This window comes from Pseudomonas nunensis (assembly GCF_024296925.1).
Classification (GTDB): Bacteria; Pseudomonadota; Gammaproteobacteria; order Pseudomonadales; family Pseudomonadaceae; genus Aquipseudomonas; species Aquipseudomonas nunensis.
Map to the genome: position 1 here is coordinate 2,154,578 of NZ_CP101125.1, position 18,506 is coordinate 2,173,083.

The 18,506-nt window shown below is 60.5% G+C and carries 9 protein-coding genes; 5 read left to right on the forward strand and 4 right to left on the reverse strand.

The window, feature by feature from the left end:
• The first annotated feature begins 223 nt into the window (after positions 1 to 223).
• Complete coding sequence (locus tag NK667_RS09675; RefSeq protein ID WP_054614529.1) at positions 224 to 1,594, forward strand: LLM class flavin-dependent oxidoreductase; 1,371 nt, start codon at positions 224 to 226, stop codon at positions 1,592 to 1,594.
• A gap of 22 nt (positions 1,595 to 1,616) precedes the next feature.
• Here the strand turns inward: NK667_RS09675 and NK667_RS09680 are convergent, their stop codons facing one another.
• The gene (locus NK667_RS09680; protein ID WP_054050908.1) at positions 1,617 to 2,360 is read right to left on the reverse strand and encodes a GntR family transcriptional regulator; all 744 of its coding nucleotides are present in this window, start codon (positions 2,358 to 2,360) and stop codon (positions 1,617 to 1,619) included.
• A 310-nt stretch (positions 2,361 to 2,670) separates the two neighbouring features.
• Between NK667_RS09680 and NK667_RS09685 the strand changes: the two genes are divergently transcribed.
• The 4 genes from NK667_RS09685 (at position 2,671) to NK667_RS09700 (ending at position 7,830) form a co-directional block, all read left to right on the forward strand.
• Positions 2,671 to 3,510, forward strand: coding sequence for an ABC transporter ATP-binding protein (locus NK667_RS09685; RefSeq protein WP_054614530.1), 840 nt, complete (start codon positions 2,671 to 2,673; stop codon positions 3,508 to 3,510).
• Positions 3,507 to 4,508, forward strand: coding sequence for an ABC transporter substrate-binding protein (locus NK667_RS09690; protein WP_054614531.1), 1,002 nt, complete (start codon positions 3,507 to 3,509; stop codon positions 4,506 to 4,508). Before NK667_RS09685 ends, NK667_RS09690 begins: the two co-directional genes overlap by 4 nt.
• A gap of 13 nt (positions 4,509 to 4,521) precedes the next feature.
• Positions 4,522 to 5,271, forward strand: a complete 750-nt coding sequence (locus NK667_RS09695; protein WP_054050914.1) for an ABC transporter permease — start codon at positions 4,522 to 4,524, stop codon at positions 5,269 to 5,271.
• A 186-nt stretch (positions 5,272 to 5,457) separates the two neighbouring features.
• On the forward strand, positions 5,458 to 7,830 hold the full coding sequence (locus tag NK667_RS09700; RefSeq protein ID WP_054614532.1) for a hypothetical protein: 2,373 nt from the start codon (positions 5,458 to 5,460) through the stop codon (positions 7,828 to 7,830).
• Positions 7,831 to 7,844: 14 nt separating this feature from the next.
• Here the strand turns inward: NK667_RS09700 and NK667_RS09705 are convergent, their stop codons facing one another.
• The 3 genes from NK667_RS09705 to NK667_RS09715 all read right to left on the reverse strand — a co-directional run bounded on the left by NK667_RS09705 (position 7,845) and on the right by NK667_RS09715 (position 18,412).
• Positions 7,845 to 9,677, reverse strand: coding sequence for a DAHL domain-containing protein (locus NK667_RS09705; RefSeq protein WP_054614533.1), 1,833 nt, complete (start codon positions 9,675 to 9,677; stop codon positions 7,845 to 7,847).
• A gap of 274 nt (positions 9,678 to 9,951) precedes the next feature.
• Positions 9,952 to 11,112: an FAD-dependent monooxygenase gene (locus NK667_RS09710; protein WP_054614534.1), complete on the reverse strand. Its 1,161-nt coding sequence runs from the start codon at positions 11,110 to 11,112 to the stop codon at positions 9,952 to 9,954.
• 61 nt (positions 11,113 to 11,173) lie between these two features.
• Entirely contained in the window at positions 11,174 to 18,412 is a 7,239-nt protein-coding gene (locus tag NK667_RS09715) for an amino acid adenylation domain-containing protein (protein WP_054614535.1), read from the reverse strand.
• Positions 18,413 to 18,506 lie beyond the last annotated feature (94 nt).

Below are 18,506 nucleotides of genomic sequence, written 5' to 3' on the forward strand. Positions count from 1 at the left end.
AGCCGAACGGGGTGATGCGGCATTCCGACGAGCCCCCTCGCCACACAAGCCCGCTCCCACAGATTTGATGTGTTTATATGCAATAGTTAAATATAGAAAATAGATATGATCATTGTTTTTCATAATTAGGATAGATCAACAAAGCATTTCACAAGCGTATTCCCAGCGCCTAAGGTCGTTCTTCAACGGCCAGCAGAGCTGCCATCTCCGGGGGAATATCCAGATGTCCACTTCACCACGACAACTCAAATTCGGCGCCATTCTCACTGGCGTCGGTACTGCCCAGAACGAATGGCTGCACCCGGAAATACCCGGTGATGCGAGCATCGATATCGACTGGTATCGCCAGCAGGCGCAACAAGCCGAGGCGGCGAAATTTGACTTGATCTTCATCGTCGACAGCCCGTACATCACGCCGGATTCGGCGCCGCATTATCTGAATCGCCTGGAACCGCTGACATTGTTATCCGCTGTCGCGGGGGCGACGTCGAAGATCGGGCTGGTTGCCACACTGACGACTTCCTATACCGAACCGTTCAACGTGGCTCGGCAATTTGCCTCGCTGGACCTGATCAGCGGCGGTCGGGCCGGCTGGAATGTGGTGACCACCGGGCTCGAAGGCGCCGCGGGGAATTTCGGGCGCGAACAGCACATCGACCATACCGAGCGCTATCGCCGGGCCGGTGAACATCTGCAAGTGGTGCAAGGGTTGTGGGATTCCTACGAAGACGATGCGTTTGTGCGCGACAAGCAGAGCGGGGTGTTTCTCGACCCGCAACGTCAGCACCGTCTCGATCATCAGGGCGAGTTCTTTTCCGTGACCGGTCCATTGAACATCGCCCGTTCGCCCCAGGGCCAACCGGTGATTTTCCAGGCCGGGATTTCCGAGTCCGGGCGCAACCTGGCGGCGAACTTTGCCGAAGGGATCTTCGCCGGCGTGGACAATTTCGAGGACGCCCGCGCTTACTATCAGGACATCAAAAAGCGCACCGCTGCGGCCGGTCGCAACCCCGATCATGTGACGATTCTGCCGGGCATCGCGCCGATCATTGCCGACACCGACGAGCAGGCCCAAGCGATCGATCGCGAGCGCCACGGTGAACTGGATCTGTACAAGGCGCTGGTGCAACTGGGGCGGCCGTTCAACTATCACGACTTCTCCCAATACCCGCTCGACGAAGCATTTCCGGAGTTGGGTGAGCTGGGCAGCAACGGTTATCGCGGGCATGCCGAACACATCAAACAGGTGGCTCGTGAGCAGGGGCTGACCCTGCGTCAGGCGGCCTTGCGCTTTGCCGCTCCGTTTTCGAATTTTGTCGGGTCGCCAAAAACCGTGGCCGACGAGATCGAGCGCTGGTTTGTCGAAGGGGCGGTCGACGGGTTCAACATTCGCGTCGGTGCGCCAGGGGAGTTTGCCCGATTCACCAACGAAGTCCTGCCGTTGCTACGTGAGCGCGGGCTGTTCCGCAGCGAGTACAGCCACAGCACGTTGCGTGGGCATCTGGGCTTGCCGGTGCCGGTCAATCGCCACAGTGCGGCGCGCGCTGTGCAAGCGCCTGCCGCCAGTCAACCTTTACACGCGGTGGGCGCGTAACGGCGTTGCCGCAACCGGCGATCTATCGGCCACTGGCGGATTTGAACACCCCGCTGAGCACGAAGGCGTAGCGTTCCGGGCGGATATAGAAAGTGGTGCGGTCGCAGCAGCGGCCATCCGCAAACCAAGAGGTGCGTTCCATCACCAACAGCGCGGCGCCGCGTTTGACGTGCAGCGCGCCGGCCAGGCTTTTGTCCGCTTCTTGCGCACGGATCGCCAGGTCGGCGCGGGTGACCGCCAGGCCGGTGATCGACTCCAGAATCGAGTAGATCGGTTGATGTTCAACCTCCGTCCAGACCACGCTGGCCAGTTCAGCCGGTAGATGGCTGCGGCCCAGGGCGATAGGTTCTTCATCAACGAAATGCAGGCGCTCCAGCAGCAGGCAATCGCTCGCTGCTTCAAACAAACCGCGCAAGGCTTCCGGGACGGGCTGCAGCGTATGGCTGATCACCTGCATGCTCGGTTTGAGTCCCTGCAACAGCAAGGCTTCATGAAAACTGCGCAACGCATCCAGGCCATGGCGAACCTGTTTCGCCGCCACGAACGTGCCTTTGCCTTGCTTGCGCTCCACCACGCCGTCGTCGCTGAGCTTGCCCACCGCAAGGCGCACCGTGACGCGGCTCACTCCAAAGCGTTCGCCCAGTTCGGCTTCCGACGGCAGTTTGCCGGACGGTTCAAAGTCGCCGCGCTGAATCTCTTCCAGCAATCGATGGGCGATCTGTTCGTAAAGCGAGGTGCTGCTGTCGCGAAGAATGGACGTGGACACGGTCGGCTTCCATGTTCCCTGGAGTGGGGCGGTGCGCCTTATGTTGATCAGTCAAGCCAGACTCGAACCTGTGGCGAGGGAGCTTGCTCCCGTTGGACTGCGCAGCAGTCCCTTTTGAGGGCCGCTTCGCAGCCCAGCGGGAGCAAGCTCCCTCGCCACAGATGACTCGTTTCTAGCTCCATCTCTTACTGACTGGCATAAGGCAGTGCGCCTTCACTTCTAAGGTTATAAAAATAGGTTATTGGGACAACTTGTATTAATACGTATTATGTCAGGCATTCCCATTGTAAACGACCTGACGACACTTGCCATGCCCGAATCCCTGCCTTACGCACCGCCGCAAGCCGACGCCCTCACGGTCAATGACATCAGCTTCAGCTACCCCAACGGGCATCGGGTGTTCAGCGCTTTCAGCCTGAACGCGAAACCCGGTGAGTTCGTCGCGATCCTCGGGCCGTCCGGCTGCGGGAAAACCACGTTGCTGAATCTGTTGTCGGGTTTTCAACAACCGCAAAGCGGCCAGATCAGCATCAACCAGACTGCGGTGCGGCCTGAGCGCTCGGAGTTGGGCTATGTGTTCCAGGCGCCGCAGTTGTTTCCCTGGTTGAGCGCGCTGGAAAACGTGCGTTTCGGCCTGCGGATGACGGCGCAACTCAGCGAGGATCAACAGCGAGCGCAGGCCTTGCAGTACTTGCGCCTGGTCGGTCTGGAGAGCGCGGCGCAGCGCTTGCCCCATCAGCTTTCCGGTGGCATGCAGCAGCGCGTCTCCCTGGCCAGAACCCTGGCATTGGAGCCCAGCGTGTTGCTGATGGACGAGCCTTTTGCCGCGCTGGATGCCATCAGCCGCAACAGCATGAATGAAGAGACCCTACGGATCTGGGCCGAACTGGGCCAGACGGTGCTGTTCATCACCCACGACATCGACGAAGCGGTGTTCCTCGCGGATCGGGTCATCGTGCTCAACATCGCCCCGGGCGGCATCCATAGCGAACTGGATATTCATCTGCCGCGCCCGCGTTCGAACCTGAAAACCCGTCGCCTGCCGGCCTTTCTCGATTACCGCAATGAGCTGATGGAACGTATTTCCCACGTCATGGAAACGTCCGAAGCCATCGCCAACCCCACCCGTCAACCCGAGTTAACCGCATGATCAAACGTTCGCTGCTTGCTCTTTCCTTGTCTGTTGCCGCATTGGCAAGCAGCACATTTGCCGTGGCCACCGAAGAGAAGCCCTTGCGTGTGGGTTACGTCTTCGCCATGGCCAACGCCCCGGCGCTGATCGCCGACAAACAGGGTTACTACCGTGAGGAAGGCTTGAATGTCGATCTCAAGGCCTTGGGCGATGGCCCGGTTATCCAGCAGGCACTGGCCGCCAATGAGCTGGACGTGGCCTATGTCGGCACGCCGCCGGTGTATCAATGGTTCTCCCGAGGATTGCAAAGCCGGATTCTGGCCAAGGTCAATTACGGTCAGGCGGCGGTGATTGTCGATGCAAAAAGTCCGATCAACAGCCTGGAGCAACTCAAGGGCAAAAAACTCGCCGGGGTCAAGAAGGGCAGTGGCATGGACGTGCTGTTGCGCGGCTATGTGCTGAAGGAAAAGGCCGGACTCAACCCTGACAAGGACCTGGACATCATCGACATGCCACCCGGCAACATGAACGCAGCGCTGGAGCGCGGCATTGTCGATGCGGCGTTTTCCTGGGAACCCTTTGTCAGTCAGTCATTGCTGCGCGGGTCGAGCCGGATTCTGCTCGACGTCAATCAGGCGCTGCCGAATTACCCGTGGTACGTGGTGATCGCGTTACCCAAAACCTTGCAGGAGCGACCGGAAGACGTGGTCAAGCTGCTGCGTGCGCACCGCAAGGCCATCGCATTCCTCAACGAGCATCCCGATGAGTCAAATCGAATCATCGCCGAGGCGTTCAAGCTTGAAGCGGTACAAGGTCCCGACGGCAAGACCATTGCCCCGGAAACCATCGTCGCCCAGGCGCGGACCCGATTGGGCTGGTCGGCTGATTTGCAGGCTGCGGACATCCAGTTCATTCAGCGCCTGATGAATTACTCCCATGACCTGGGCTTTATCGACACCACGCTCAAGACCGAGCAGATCGTGGATACCTCCTACCTGGAAAAAGCCTCGCGCTGAGTCTGAGCCTGACATGTCCTTGCCAAAACCGAATTGGGGATGGGCTTCGCTGCCATTCTTGCTATTGATCTGGATCGCCCTGGCGAGTCGTTTTCCCACTTACATCCTCCCGCAGCCCTGGGATGTCGCGCGCGAGGCAGTGCGCTGGCTCAGCGACAGTTCGCTGTGGCAGCACCTGCGGGCGAGTGTGCTTGAAGAGATCGGCGGCTTCTGCGCTGCGGTGGTTGTCGCGATTCTGTTGGGTACGGCCGGCGGCTTGTCTTCGCGCTTTCGCGATTTCATCTCGCCGCTCAACAGCCTGTTCATGGCGATCCCGCCGATCGCCTGGGCGCCGTTGATCATGATCATTTTCGGCCTGGGTTATGTGTCCATCGTGCTGGTGATTTTCATCGCTGCGGTATTCCCCATGGCGGTGACCATCCAGGAAGGCGTGCAGAGCATTCGCGGCGGCGAAGTCCGCGCGGCGCGCACCTTGGGCGCCAATCCCTGGCAACTGCTGGCCCACGTTTATCTGCCGGCTTCATTGCCCTTCGTGACGGCGGCTTTGCGCATCGGTTTCAGCCAGGGTTGGCGCGCTTTGGTCGCCGCAGAAATGATCGGCGCGTCCCAGGGCATCGGCTGGATGGTCTCCACCGGCGGGCAGATCGGCAACAGCAGCCAGGTGCTGCTGGGCATTGTGCTGATCGGCCTGATTGCCTGGCTGATGGAGAGTTTTGTGTTCCGGCGCATCGAGCGCCACTACCAAAAATGGCGCGTCCAGTAGCAGCTGTCGAGCAACGCGAGGCAGCGTTCGGCGGCGAAGCCGTCGCAAAATCAGCCTATGCGGTGTGTCAGGCAGACCGCGTATGCAGGGTTTACGACGGCTTCGCCGCCGGACGCTGCCTCGCGGTGCTCGACAGCTGCTACGGGGCGTGTTTTGAAGCCTTTCATCCACTGCACGAGGTGTCATGTGAGTAACGTTTTCGATCCCCGCGAAGCCGGGCATTACATTGCCCCCCAAGGCCTCTACGAACGCAACAAGAAACGCCCGTTCCTCGGTAGCATCGACTGTGACCGTGACACGCTGGTTGCCGGGCAATGGGATGAAATTACCCTGGTCTACGAGGTCGGTGGAAGTGGTCTGGCGGACGGCGCCTGGTTGAAACTGGCGTTCAAGTTCTACTCCGACTGGGCCCTGTTCCAGACCTCGAATCCGGCCGGACCCAATTACGTCAGCGCCGAGTATCAGGCCGGTGAGTTGGTGCCCGGCCAGAGCCAGGCCACCGTGCAGCACCTGAAAGTACGTTTCGACCAGAAGGGCCACGAACGGCCGTTCCAGAAAGCGATCATCATCGACATCATCGACGGCTATCTTAATCCGGGCGACAAAATCACCATTCGCCTGGGAGACCGCCGTCAGGGCGGAGCGGGGACGCGGGTGCAGAGTTTCGTCGAGAAAGACTTTCGATTCCGGCTGTTTATCGACCCGTTGGGCAGCTCGAAATTTGCCGAAGTGCCGGGCGATCCGTTGTTGAACATCGTGCCGGGGCCGGCGCAGAGCGTGCAGCTGATTGTGCCGCGCCTGGTCAGTGCCGGCGAGGCGTTCGACGTGTTGCTGCGGGTGGACGATGCCTGGGGCAACACCTGCCGCAACCTGCCGCTCAACGGTGTCTTGACCCTGGTTGATCCTGAAGGCGGCGAGCGCCAACAACCGTTTACCCTGGCCAATGAAGGCTGGGCGACGGCGCGGCTAGAGGGTTTTGATCTCGGGGCCGTGGGCGAGTGGCGCTTGTCCGCCGAGGTAGAAACGCCTGGCGTGCGTGGCGCTCAGGCTTTCGTCACCGTCGACCCGGCCGGGACGGCATTGCGTCCGCTCTACGCCGATCTGCATGTGCACTCCGATGACACCGTGGGCACGAATGACACGCTGTACAACCTCAGTTACGGTCGCGATGTCGCCGGCCTCGATGTGCTCGGCTACACCGCCAACGATTTCAATATCACCGAGCAGCGCTGGGATCAGGCGGTGAAGCTGATCCATGAACTCAACGAGCCGGGCCGCTTCGTCTGTTACCCCGGCACCGAATGGTGCGGCAACTCCTGCGCGGGCGGCGACCGCAACGTGGTGTTCCTGCATGATCGCAAGCCTGAGTTTCCGTTCGACAACCAAGGGCGGCTGGTGCGCTCGTTTGAGTGGAACGAGTTCACCGCCGGCACCATCAAGCCAGGCGCCTGGCCGGTGGACGAGTTATACGCCGCCTACGCGAAAGACCCGGAAGGACACCTGATGATGCCCCATGTCGGCGGGCGCCGGTGCAACCTCGACTGGCACCACCCGGAGCTGGAACGCTTGATCGAAGTGGGTTCTGCCTGGGGCCAGTTCCATTGGGTCTACGCCGAAGCCCTGCAGCGTGGCTATCGGGTGGGCGCGGCTGCAAACAGCGATGAACACCAGGGTCGTTGCGGCGGCGGGGTGCCGGCCACGGCGGTGTTCGGTTCTCGTGGCGGGTTGACCGGTGTGGTCGCTGAAGGCTTCGACCGCGCGAGTGTCGGCAAGGCCTTGCGTGCCCGGCGCACGTTTGCCACTACCGGCGAACGTTCGTTTGCCAGCCTGCGTCAGGGCCGGCATTTCATGGGCGAGGTGTTCACGGCGGATTCGAATGCCACGCTGGATTATCGATTGCTGGGCGAGGCGGGCTGGGAGCAGGTCGATCTGTTCGATGGCGAGACGCTGATCTGGTCGCGCAACCTGCACCAGGAACTGGGCTTTTCCAATCAACGCATTCGCCTGCGCTTGGGCGGTGCGCGGATCAAGGATCGTTATCGCGGCGCCTATTGGACCGGCGAGGTTCGCATAACCGGGGCGGTGATCAATGGCTTTCGCGCCCTGGGCCTCGATCATCCCGAGCAAACCGTGTGGCGCAAGGACGCCACGACCCTGGCCTTTCGCACTGACACCAACGGCGACACCGACAGCATCGAAATCGACCTGTCGCAACTGGCCGGTGCGACGTTGCAGGTCCGCAGCCGCATTGACAACTACATCAAGGTCGGCGACCCGTCTGAACCGCAGCCCTACGTGCATGCGCCGACGGTGCTGATGGAACTGTCTGGCGAAGAACTGCTGACGCAATCCCAAGTAATCGAAGAGTTGCCGGGGGCAGAACTGAAAGTTTCCCTGGAACGAACTACCGCCGCGCCGTTGCCTCGCGAGTTGCAAGGGCAGATCGACCTGGCGCACCTCAATCTGCAACCGGGTGGTGAGCATCCGTTGTTCATCTGTGCGCGTCAGCGGGATCAGTCACGGGTCTGGACGTCGGCGTTGTTCCTGACGCTGTCCTGACAGCGGAGCCCTGACTAGAGTGTGCCGTCGGCTGTCACCGGCGGTTCACTGACAGGACTTTCCGCCAATTCAAGGGGGATTTCCAGGGTGAACACCGCGCCCAGTTCAGGGCCATCGCTGTAGACGTTAAGGTGCCCGTTCATTTCCACGGCGGCGAGTGCGCAACTGTGCAGGCCGAAACCATGGCCTTCTTTGCGCGTGGTGAAACCATGATTGAAGATGCGCGACAGGTTCTCGGCAAGAATGCCTTCACCCTGGTCCTTGACGCTGAAGCGCAGCGTTTTACGGTTGATGACGCAGACACTCAAGGTCATTTCCCGTTGCTGCTCGGTGACCTTGGACATCGCATATTTGGCGTTGCTGATCAGGTTGATCAGGATCAACAGCAAGCGGTGCTTGTCGCCAATGATAGTCGGGACCTCGTGGTAGTCCTTGACCACCGTGACATGGTGCCGGCTCAAGGCGCCGGAGTTCATCCGCAATGCATCTTCAAACAGATTGATCACGTTCAAGGGCTCGACCACCCGCGCCGCGCCGGCGTAGGCCTGCTGGGTGGAAACGATGTCCTTGATGTGGTCGATACTCTTGGTCAGTTGCGACAATTCATCGACGATGCCGGACTGCTCGACCGCGATCGAATCCACCAGTTGATTGAAGTACAAGGGCAACAACTTGCCTTTTTCATCGTGGGTGATGAATTGCCCAAGGTCTTCGGCATGCGCATTCATCATGTTTACCGCTTTGCCCAGCCCCAGGGTTTTACTGGTCGACAAGCGATGGGCGATCACATCGGCGGAGACGTTCACGCTATTCAGCACATTGCCGACGTTGTGCAACACATTGGTGGCGATTTCCGCCATGCCGGCCATTCGCGCGGCATCCACCAGTTCGCGTTCGGCCTCGATCAATTCCCGTGTGCGTTCTTCGACGCGTTGTTCAAGGCGCTCGTTGGCGGTTTGCAGTTCCTCGTTGATGTTGTTGATCACCGTGTAACTGCGAATCAAACGTCCGGCCAGGTACACCAACAGGATCGCCATGAGGCTGGCGCAGATGGCCAGGTAAATATGGTATTGGCGGTCCTGTGCTTCCGTTCGCCGTTGGGTTTCGTTCAATAACTCATTGATGCTGTCCAGTTGTTGCGCGACCGGAATTACATTAATCCGGTCGAGCAGGTCGTTAACAATGGGTTGTTCCCGAACGATAGTATTTACATGGGTGACATAGGCGTCGAAGGGGGCTCGGCGCTCGGGAGCGAGCTGGCTCATGTACTGGCTGATAACGCTCAGTTGGTTATCAATGGCCTGGGCGTTGTCGCTGGAGGCATATAACGCGTATTCGAGGGTGGTCAGCGTCAGATTCAGAATATTCCAGGAGTTGGACAGGTATTCCAGCTGTTGTTTATCAGTGATTTGTTTCAATAAATCCTGAATCGAGTCTTCCACCTCGGGCAGCGCATCCAGGGCGGTGCGCAGTGCGGTGTTGTGTTCCTTGAACTGATCAACCAATAGAGTCTTGTTATGTACGGCATCCAAATAACCCTGACGTCGATCATTCCATAAGGTGGCCAGCGGGCCCGAATTGTTCAGTTTGTCCAATTGGTCCCAGCGGTTACCTGATTCGGCCGGCACTCCCAGCTGCAAACTGCTATTGATACCGATTTTAGCCCTGAGGATTTTTACCGCCCAATTGGCATCCAGCTGTTTGAGTTGACGAACAAAGTCCCGGGATTCGAAATAAGTGGAAGTTTCGTAGGAATACGATTTGATCAGCAGGAAGATCAGCGCCGCAAAAATAATCAGCGTTATGGCCGTCAAGCCAGTCCATGTGTAACGGCTGCTGATTTGCATAATGTTTTTCAACTCCCTGAAAACGGTGATTCCCACATCATGCAAATGCCAATGTTGTGCAGATTCTAGTCGTGTGTGGGGAAACTGCTTGCATCAACAGCGAAAAGCCCCGAAACCTGAGAAAGGCGTCGGGGCTTTTATTTCATCTTGAAGGCACTACACATCCCCTGTAGGAGCGGGCTTGCTCGCGAAAGCGTCGTATCAGCCAATACTGATGGCGACTGACACACCGCCTTCGCGAGCAAGCCCGCTCCCACATTGATTACTGGCAGGTTCAAGCGCTAGGCTTGAACGACAGGATATCCAGGTTCTTCTTGCGAAAACTGCTCTGCGGCGTCAGGCGGAAATACCAGTCGCGCAGCCAGCAGGCGACTTTCGATTCAGCCTGTTCGATACCGCTCATAAACCGCGCAGCCTTCACCACCCCGTTGGCTCGCGGGTGTCGAAACGCCTGGTACTTTTCCAGCGCAGCGTTCAGGTCGGACGTTTGCGTCAGGTATTGCGCCAGCACCACGGCATCTTCGATGGCCTGCGCCGCACCCTGGCCCAGGCTCGGCAACATCGGATGCGCCGCATCGCCTAACAGCACCACATGCCCGTCGCAGAATTGCTCCACCGGGTCGCGATCCCGGGCCTGCATTTTCAGGATCGCGCTTTCCGGCGTGGCGGCGATGGCCGCGACCACTTCCGGCGCCCAACCGCTGTAGGCGTCGAGTACCTCCTGTTTGCTGATGTTCAACGCGGCATCCGCCGCATTCGCGTGGTTGCAGGTGCCCCACCAATACGCCTGGCCATCGCCGACATCGCAGAGCCCGAAGCGTTTGCCGCGACCCCAGTAATGCGCCACGTAGCCTTCGCTCATCGTCGGGTGGCTGAAGGGCACGATGGCCAGCCAGGCGATGTAACCGCAGGGACGCGTCGGTGTGTCGCCGAGCATCTGCTGGCGGATCACCGAATTCAGGCCGTCCGCGCCAATCAGCAAATCCGCCTGCCGGGTGCTGCCGTCTTCAAACGACACCTGCACACCATCCGGGCGATGGGTATAGCCCACGCAGCGCAAGCCAGTGGTCAGCGTGTCCGGCGCCAACTGCCTGGCCAAGGCCTGCAGCAGGAGAGGGCGCTGGATATTCACACTCGGATGACCCAGTTGCTCGCCGATCTCGTGGATCGGCATGCGCGTGATCGCGTCGCCATTCTGCTTCTTGAAATAAAACTGTTTGATCACCTGGCCGGCTTGCTCCACCGGAACATCGGCGTCAATCGAATGCAGTGCCGCCATGGCATTGGCCATGATCGACAGGCCGGTGCCACCGGTGCGCAGGGTCTGGGCCGCTTCGAAGACCTCGACCTGCCAACCCGCGCGTTGCAGGGCAATGGCGGCGGTGAGCCCGCCGATCCCGGCGCCTGCCACAATGGCTTTTTTGAGTGCTGTCATGCCGTTCCACCTGTTTCGAGCCCGGATTGACCGGGCGTTGAGTTGTGACCGTCGGTGACGGCTATGCGAATGCAGCCACGCTGTCTGCGCTTTTCACCCGAGCTGCATCAATCCGCGCCTTGATCACCTCGCCAACCCGCTGGATATGCGGCTCGCGCATCATGGTCAGATGGTCGCCTTCGATGGCGATCCGCTCCACGTGCGGCGCAACCGTGCGCCAGCCGCGATACGGATCGCGGAATGCAGTGCCGACCAGTTCATGCGGGGCTTGCAGCACATCCGGCAACTCGACGTCCGCCGCAAACAGCGTCAATGGCAAGTCGAGTGGCGGGAAGCGGTAGTCCAGCAGCGATTGCCAGTTGGCATGGAACACCCGGTACAGCTGATCCAGCGTCGCCAGGGTAATGCTGGCGTCGAAAATCCCTTGGGCGATGCCGTGTTGTTTGATCGCTTCGAAGGCTTGCGGATCGCTCATGGATGAGAAATCCAGGGCTTGATAGGCGTAGTCCTTCTGGCCATCGCCGCTGAGCAATTCCCACATGAACCAGTTCATGAACTCGCTGCGCTCGATCTGCACCTCGCCCTGGCTGATCCGCACGATGGTGTCGAGCAAAAACACGTTATGCAGGCGCCGGCCGCGCCGCTTCAACTCGCTCGCGAGTTCATAGGCGACCACGCCGCCGTAGGACCAGCCGCCAATGTTCAGCGGACCGGTGGGGGCGACCTGCTCAATCGCATCGGCGTAATGCACAGCCTGAGCCTGCACCGATTGCAATGGCGCGCGGCTGTCCCAGGTGCCGGGTGCTTGCAGGGCGTACAGCTGAACCCGATCCTTGAGCACCCGCGCCAATGCGGCATAACACAGCACATGCCCACCGATGGGGTGCACGAGGAACAGCGTTGGCACACGCTTCGCGTTTTTGAAATCCACCAGCGCACCGGTCTGCCCGTGGCCGGCCTCGCTCTGCTGCAACACCTGGGCAAATTCGGCGATGGTCGGCGCCTGGATAAAGTCTGACAGCGACGGCTCGCAGCCTTGATGCCTGGCCAGCATCGCAATCAGCCGGACGGCCTTCAGGGAGTTGCCGCCCAGCTCGAAGAAATTGTCATGGACGCTGATCTCTTCCAGCTCCAGGGTTTCCTGCCAATAGGCCTGCAGCAGGTCTTCCCAGGTGTTTCGCGGCGCGGTGAACGGCCGCAGCAAGGTGGTTTGCACGTCGACCTTTTGCAGGCGCTGGCGATCAATCTTGCCGGTCGGGCCGAGTGGGATATGCGCGATGCTGACCAGGGTGTTGGGCAGCATGTAATCGGGCAGCGTCAGGCGCATTTCGGCCTTGAGTCGATCCAGGTCCAGTTCGCGTCCCGGCATCACTTGAACAAAACCGACCAGATACCGACCGCCATCCGCTGCCTGCTTGTCGATCACCGCCACTTGCTGAATATCGGCACCGAACTGTGCGGAACCGAGCATCGCCACTTCAATCTCGCCCAACTCGACGCGATAACCACGAATCTTCACCTGCGCATCGCTGCGACCCTGATAGATCAGGTCGCCCCAAGGCAGGTAGAAGCCAACGTCGCCGGTCTCGTATAACCGACGGTTCTCACCCTCCAGTTCGCGATAGACAAAGCGTTCGGCAGTCAGGTCCGGTTGATTCCAGTAACCGTTGGCCAGGCACAGGCCTTCGATGAACAAATCACCGCTGACCCCGACCGGACAGGCATTGCCCGCCGCATCCAGCACGTGCATGCGCACGCCATCGATCGGCACGCCAATCGGTGGCATGTTCGGCCAGTCCGCGCTGGCGCCTTCAAGCCGCAGGCTGGTGACCACGTGCGCTTCGGTCGGGCCGTAATGGTTTTCCACCCGGCAGTCGTCGAGGCTGTCGATCAGGTGACGGATTTCAGCGGTGATTTTCAGCTGCTCGCCCGCCACGTTGATCTGGCGCAGCGAAGCGGGGCGGATGCCGAGCTGCATCGCGACTTCGGCCAAGCCCTGGAACGCGACGTAAGGCAGGAACAAGCGATTGATCTCCTGCGCGCCGATAAATTTCAGCAACCGAATGAAGTCGTAACGCAGCGCCTCATCGATCATCACCAGTTCTGCGCCGCTCGACAGGGTCGAGAGGATTTCCTGGAACGAAACGTCGAACGAGATCGGCGAATATTGCAGCGTCTTCAGCGGCGCGTTCGTGGCGTCCTGCTGGCGGGTTTGCCAGCGGATCATATTGCCCAAGGCGTGATGTGGCATGGCCACGCCTTTCGGCCGTCCGGTCGAGCCGGAGGTGTAGAGCAGATAAGCGTTATCGTCTCCGCAAATCCCGGCCGCTATCGACGCCACTCGCTGATGACAGCGCGCCAGATTGTCATCGAACTCGGCGACCACACCTTCCCAGTGCCGCCGCTCGACCTGGCTGCCGAGGGTCGCCACCAGATTGGTCGAGCCGTCACCGGACAGCACCAGACGCGGCTGCGAGTCGTCGAGGATCAGACGAATGCGGTCCTGCGGGTAACTCATGTCAATCGGCACATACGCGGCGCCGGCCTGGATCACACCAAGAAGCGCGATGATCAGTTCGGGGGAACGCGGCATCATGATTGCCACCCGGTCACCCGGACCGATACCGCGCCGGTGCAGCCAACTTGCCAGTTGGGCGCTGCGGTCCGCCAGTTGCCGGTACGACAGACTGGTCTGGGCAAAACTCACGGCGACTTGTTCGTCATATCGCGCGAAGCTGTCCAGCAGCAACGTCGAGAGATTGCCGTGGGTCGCTGGCGCCGTGTGCTCGATGCGCGGCATCCAGTCCGGTATGCGCGGCGGCGCGTCGGGGTTGGCGATCATCAATTCAAGGGTGCGCAGCATGTAATCGGCATAGACCTCGACCTGACTGGTCGCGACACGCGCCGTGCGGTAGTCGGTCTTCAGCATCAGCGAACCGTTGGAGGGGTGACGGCCCGCCGTGGTCAGCAAGTCATAGTTGCTCGCCTCGGTGGTTTCCCAACCGGTGAGGATTTCTTCACCCGGCGCCAGCAGGTCGTTGAGCACGTAGAAATCGACGTAGTTGAACACCACGTTCAGCGCCACATCGGTTTCCCGGTGAATCAGCGCGAACGGGTAGCGCCTGTGCGCAAACACCTGTTGTTCCTGGTGCATCAGACCGCGAATCACATCGAGCCAATTGCTGCCCTGGGTGCTGAAGCGTATGGGCAAGCTATTGAGGAACAGCCCCAGCACTTGAGCGCTGTCCTCAAACTCGGGACGACCATGACTGATCACGCCGCACAACACCTCTTGCTGATTCGACACGATGGCCTGGGCAAAACCGTGGGCCGCCAGCAGCACCGCGCGCAAGGGCAGGTCCTGGTCGCGGCAGAACGCTTCGAGCCGGGCCACATCCGCTGCGGGCATCTCGCGGTAAGCCGATCGGTGCGGCGTCGGGTCCGGGGCCACCGCGTGGGTCCAACTGGTCATCGATGCGGCGGGCGCATCGTGCAGGTAATCGCGCCAGAATTGGCGGTGCACCTCGCTGGCCATGGCGGCCTGTTCGAGTACGACAAAGTCGGCGGGTGTGGTGCTCAGGGCCGGCAGTGGGGTTTCGGAGGTGTAGAGCGTAATCAGGTCACGCATCAACGTGGCGACACTCCAGCCATCGAGAATCGCGTGGTGGAAGCTGAACACCAGATCAATCTCATCCGTGCCGACGGCCACGCCAAATTGATACAGCGGCGCTTGGTGCCAGTCTTCGCGGTGACGTTTGCGTTCCTCGATGTAGGTCGCAACCGCCTGCTCGCGATCAGCAGGGCTCGGCGAAACGATGAGCTGCACCGGCGACTCCACCACCGAATGCACCCGCGCCATCGGCGCTTCGGTATGCCCGACATCGAAGGACATGCGCAACGCCGGGTGCCGCTGGATCAAGGCGCGGCACGCCCGGTCCCAGGCCACGGGGTCCCATTTCAGGCGCAGGCGATAGCGGAAGATGTCGTGATAGATCGCCGAATCCGGGTGCATCATCGAGTGGTAGATCATCCCGACTTGCAGTTGCGACGCGGCAAACACATCATCGAATTCACCGGCGCTGGCCAGGCGAATCGCCTCGGGCACTTGGGCAAACGGTGCCACATGCGCCAAGGGTGCAAGTCTGGTAGAAGTGCCGCCGTGGGCCTCAACGCTTTCGGCCAGTTGCGCGATGCTCGGGTGCTGGTAGATCTGCGCCAGCGTCAGGGCGATCCCTTGCTCACGGGCCTTGACCTGCAAGTGGATGACTTTCAGGGAGTCGCCGCCGAGCATGAAGTAGTTATCGTGGATGCCCAGTTCCGAGCGCTTGAGGTTGTCCCGCCAGAGTTCGGCCAGCGTGTGTTCCAGCGCCGAGCGCGGCGCCGTTGCATCACGGCGACCCAGGGTTTCGTCGGGTTCGGGCAGGGCCTTGCGGTCGAGCTTGCCGTTGACGTTCAACGGGAATTGCTCAAGCTGAATCAGATGCCGGGGCACCATGTAGTCGGGGACTTGCTGCTGCAAGGTTGCCTGCAATGTTTGCGGTGATAGCTCAACGCCCGGCTCGCCGACAAGGTAGGCGCACAACCAGGCATCGCCTTCGGTCTGCTGACGGGCGATCACCACCGCTTCCTTGACGCCTTCGCACGCCACCAGCCGCGATTCAATCTCGCCCAACTCAATGCGCAGGCCACGAATCTTCACCTGGAAGTCATTGCGGCCCAGGTATTCGAGGCTGCCATCCGGCAACCAACGACCCAGATCACCGGTCTTGTACAGGCGCGTTTGAGGATCGGCCTGGAACGGATCACGAATAAACCGCTCGGCGGTGAGTTCGGGGCGATTCAAGTAGCCCCGCGCGACACCGATGCCACCGATGTGCAGCTCGCCGGCAATCCCCGGCGGTAGCGGTTGCAGGTTGCCGTCGAGCACATGCAGTTGGGTATTGGCGATGGGCTGGCCGATTGGCACGATGCCGTTGTGCACGCCGGGCCGGCAATGCCAGGCCGTGACGTCGATCGCCGCTTCAGTGGGACCGTAGAGGTTGTGCAGTTGCACGTTCGGCAGTTGCTCGAAAAAACGCTCCTGCAAGGCATAGGGCAAGGCTTCGCCACTGCACAGCACCTGCTTGAGTGCAGGCAAACGCTTGTGCTCGGCCTGATCGAGAAACACCTGCAACATCGACGGCACGAAATGCAGCAGCGTGATGCCCGCGCTCGCCATGATGTCCATCAAATAGCCGGGATCCTGATGCCCACCGGGCGCCGCCACTACCAGCTGCGCACCGCTGAGCAGCGGCAGGAAAAACTCCCAGACCGACACATCGAAACTGAACGGAGTCTTTTGCAGGACAACGCTGTGCTCATCGACACCATAAGCATCACGGGCCCAGAGCAGACGATTGACCACGCCGTCATGCTGATTCATCACGCCTTTGGGCAGGCCGGTAGAGCCGGAGGTGTAAATCACGTAGGCGAGGTGTTGCGGCGTCAGGCCGAGGACGGGGTTTTCATCCGGTTGCCGGGCGAGCTGTTCGCGGTCGGTGTCGAGGCACAACACCGGCACCGTCACGGCAGGCAGGCTGTCCAGCAAGGCGCGAGTGCTGATCAGGACGCCGGGCTCACTGTCACTGAGCATGTGGCTCAAGCGGTCGGCAGGGTAGCCCGGATCCAGCGGGACGTAAGCGGCTCCCGCTTTCAGAATGCCCAGCAGACCGACCACCATCTCCAGACTGCGCTCCACGCAAATGGCCACGCGGTCGTCCGGGCGGATCCCGCGTTCCAGCAAGGCATGCGCCAACTGATTGGCCTGGCGATTCAGTGCGTCGTAGGTCAGCGACTGGTTCTCAAAGCGTACGGCAATCGCGTCCGGGCGAGCCGCGACTTGCGCCTCGATCAACTCATGCAGCAGCGGCTGTTTCGGGTAATCGACTTCGGTGCGATTCCATTCGTCCAACAATAAGCGTTCAGCAGCCGGCATCAGCTCCAGGGCGTTGACCGGCACATCGAAATCAGCCGCCACGGCGTGCAGAAGGCTCATGAAACGTTGTTGCAGCGCGTCGATCTGCGCGGCATCGAAGTACGCTTCGTTGTAGATGAAATGCATCCACACATCGTCATCCGGCCCGGCTTCACGCACGTGCATCGCCAGGGGATTCTGTTCGTAGCCGTTACTCAGTTTGACCGGGTGGGCGAGGGTGGCGTCGTACCACGTGTCCTGGTCTTGCTCGAAGGACACCACCAGGTCGAACAACTGCCGCCGACCCAGGTTGTGCAAGCCGAGTTCACGGTTCAGTTCGCTCAACGGATAACGCTGGTAGCGATAATCCTGCTTCAGCGTGAGGGCAATCTGGCCGACCAGTTCGGCAAAGGTCAGGTCGGTACCGAGGCTCAGGCGAACCGGGCTCATGCCGACGAACAAACCGACCGTGGCCTTGTGCGCGGCATTCGCGCGATTGAGGATCGGCAGGCCGATCACGATCTCGTCGCGCTGGGCCACCCGGGCGAAGTAGCTGTACAGCGCGCCCAGCATCACATGGAAAATCGACCCTTGGCCGCTGGCCTTCGTCAGTTCGCCGAGACGGTTGTACAGCGCACGCGGCAAGCGCCAGGTGTGGTTCTGGCTCGGCACCAGGCCTTGCCCGACACGGCTTTCAGTACGCGGCGCGAGCAATGGTTCGGGCAGCGTCCGGTATTTTTCCAGCCAATAGTGGCGCTGGCGCTGGAATGCCGCCGAGGCTTTTTCGCTGCCTTGCTGTTCAAGAAAGGCCTGATAACTCGGTGCCGGCAGCATCGGTTCCGAGGCGCTGTAGGCCTCGCTGATAGCTTTGCCAATCATGGCAAATGACCAGCCATCAACGATCAGGTGATGGCAATTGAAGAAAAAGTAATACAGGTCTTCCCGCACTTTCAGCAGTTCGGTGCGATACAGCGGACCGTCATCAAACGAGAACGGTGTTTGCAGGTTTTCTTCCAGCAGCGCCAGTGCGGCGGCTTCGGGATCGGCCTGTGCCGAGACGTCGATCAAGGAGTACGCCGCGCTGACCGAGGCCAGGAAGCGTTGGCGCGGCAACGGATGATCAACCGAGCCCGGCACCAGTTGCGTGCGCAGCGCGTCGTGGCGACTGACCACCTGGTCAATCGCGTGCTGCATCCGCGTGGCATCCACCGCGCCATTGATCCGGGCATAACCGCCGATGTTGTACAGCGGTGAATCTTCGTGCAACCGCTGGTCCAGCCAGATATCCAGTTGCGGAGCCGTCAGCGGGTAAAGCAGGTCGCTCGAAACGGGCGTGACCTGAGTCATAAAGTTCTCCGTGGGCCGGGCCCAAAACTGATGAAAAGCATGAAGACCTTGGCTTCGCGCAGGCGTGGCGAAGCAACGGAGGTCAGGAGTCCGT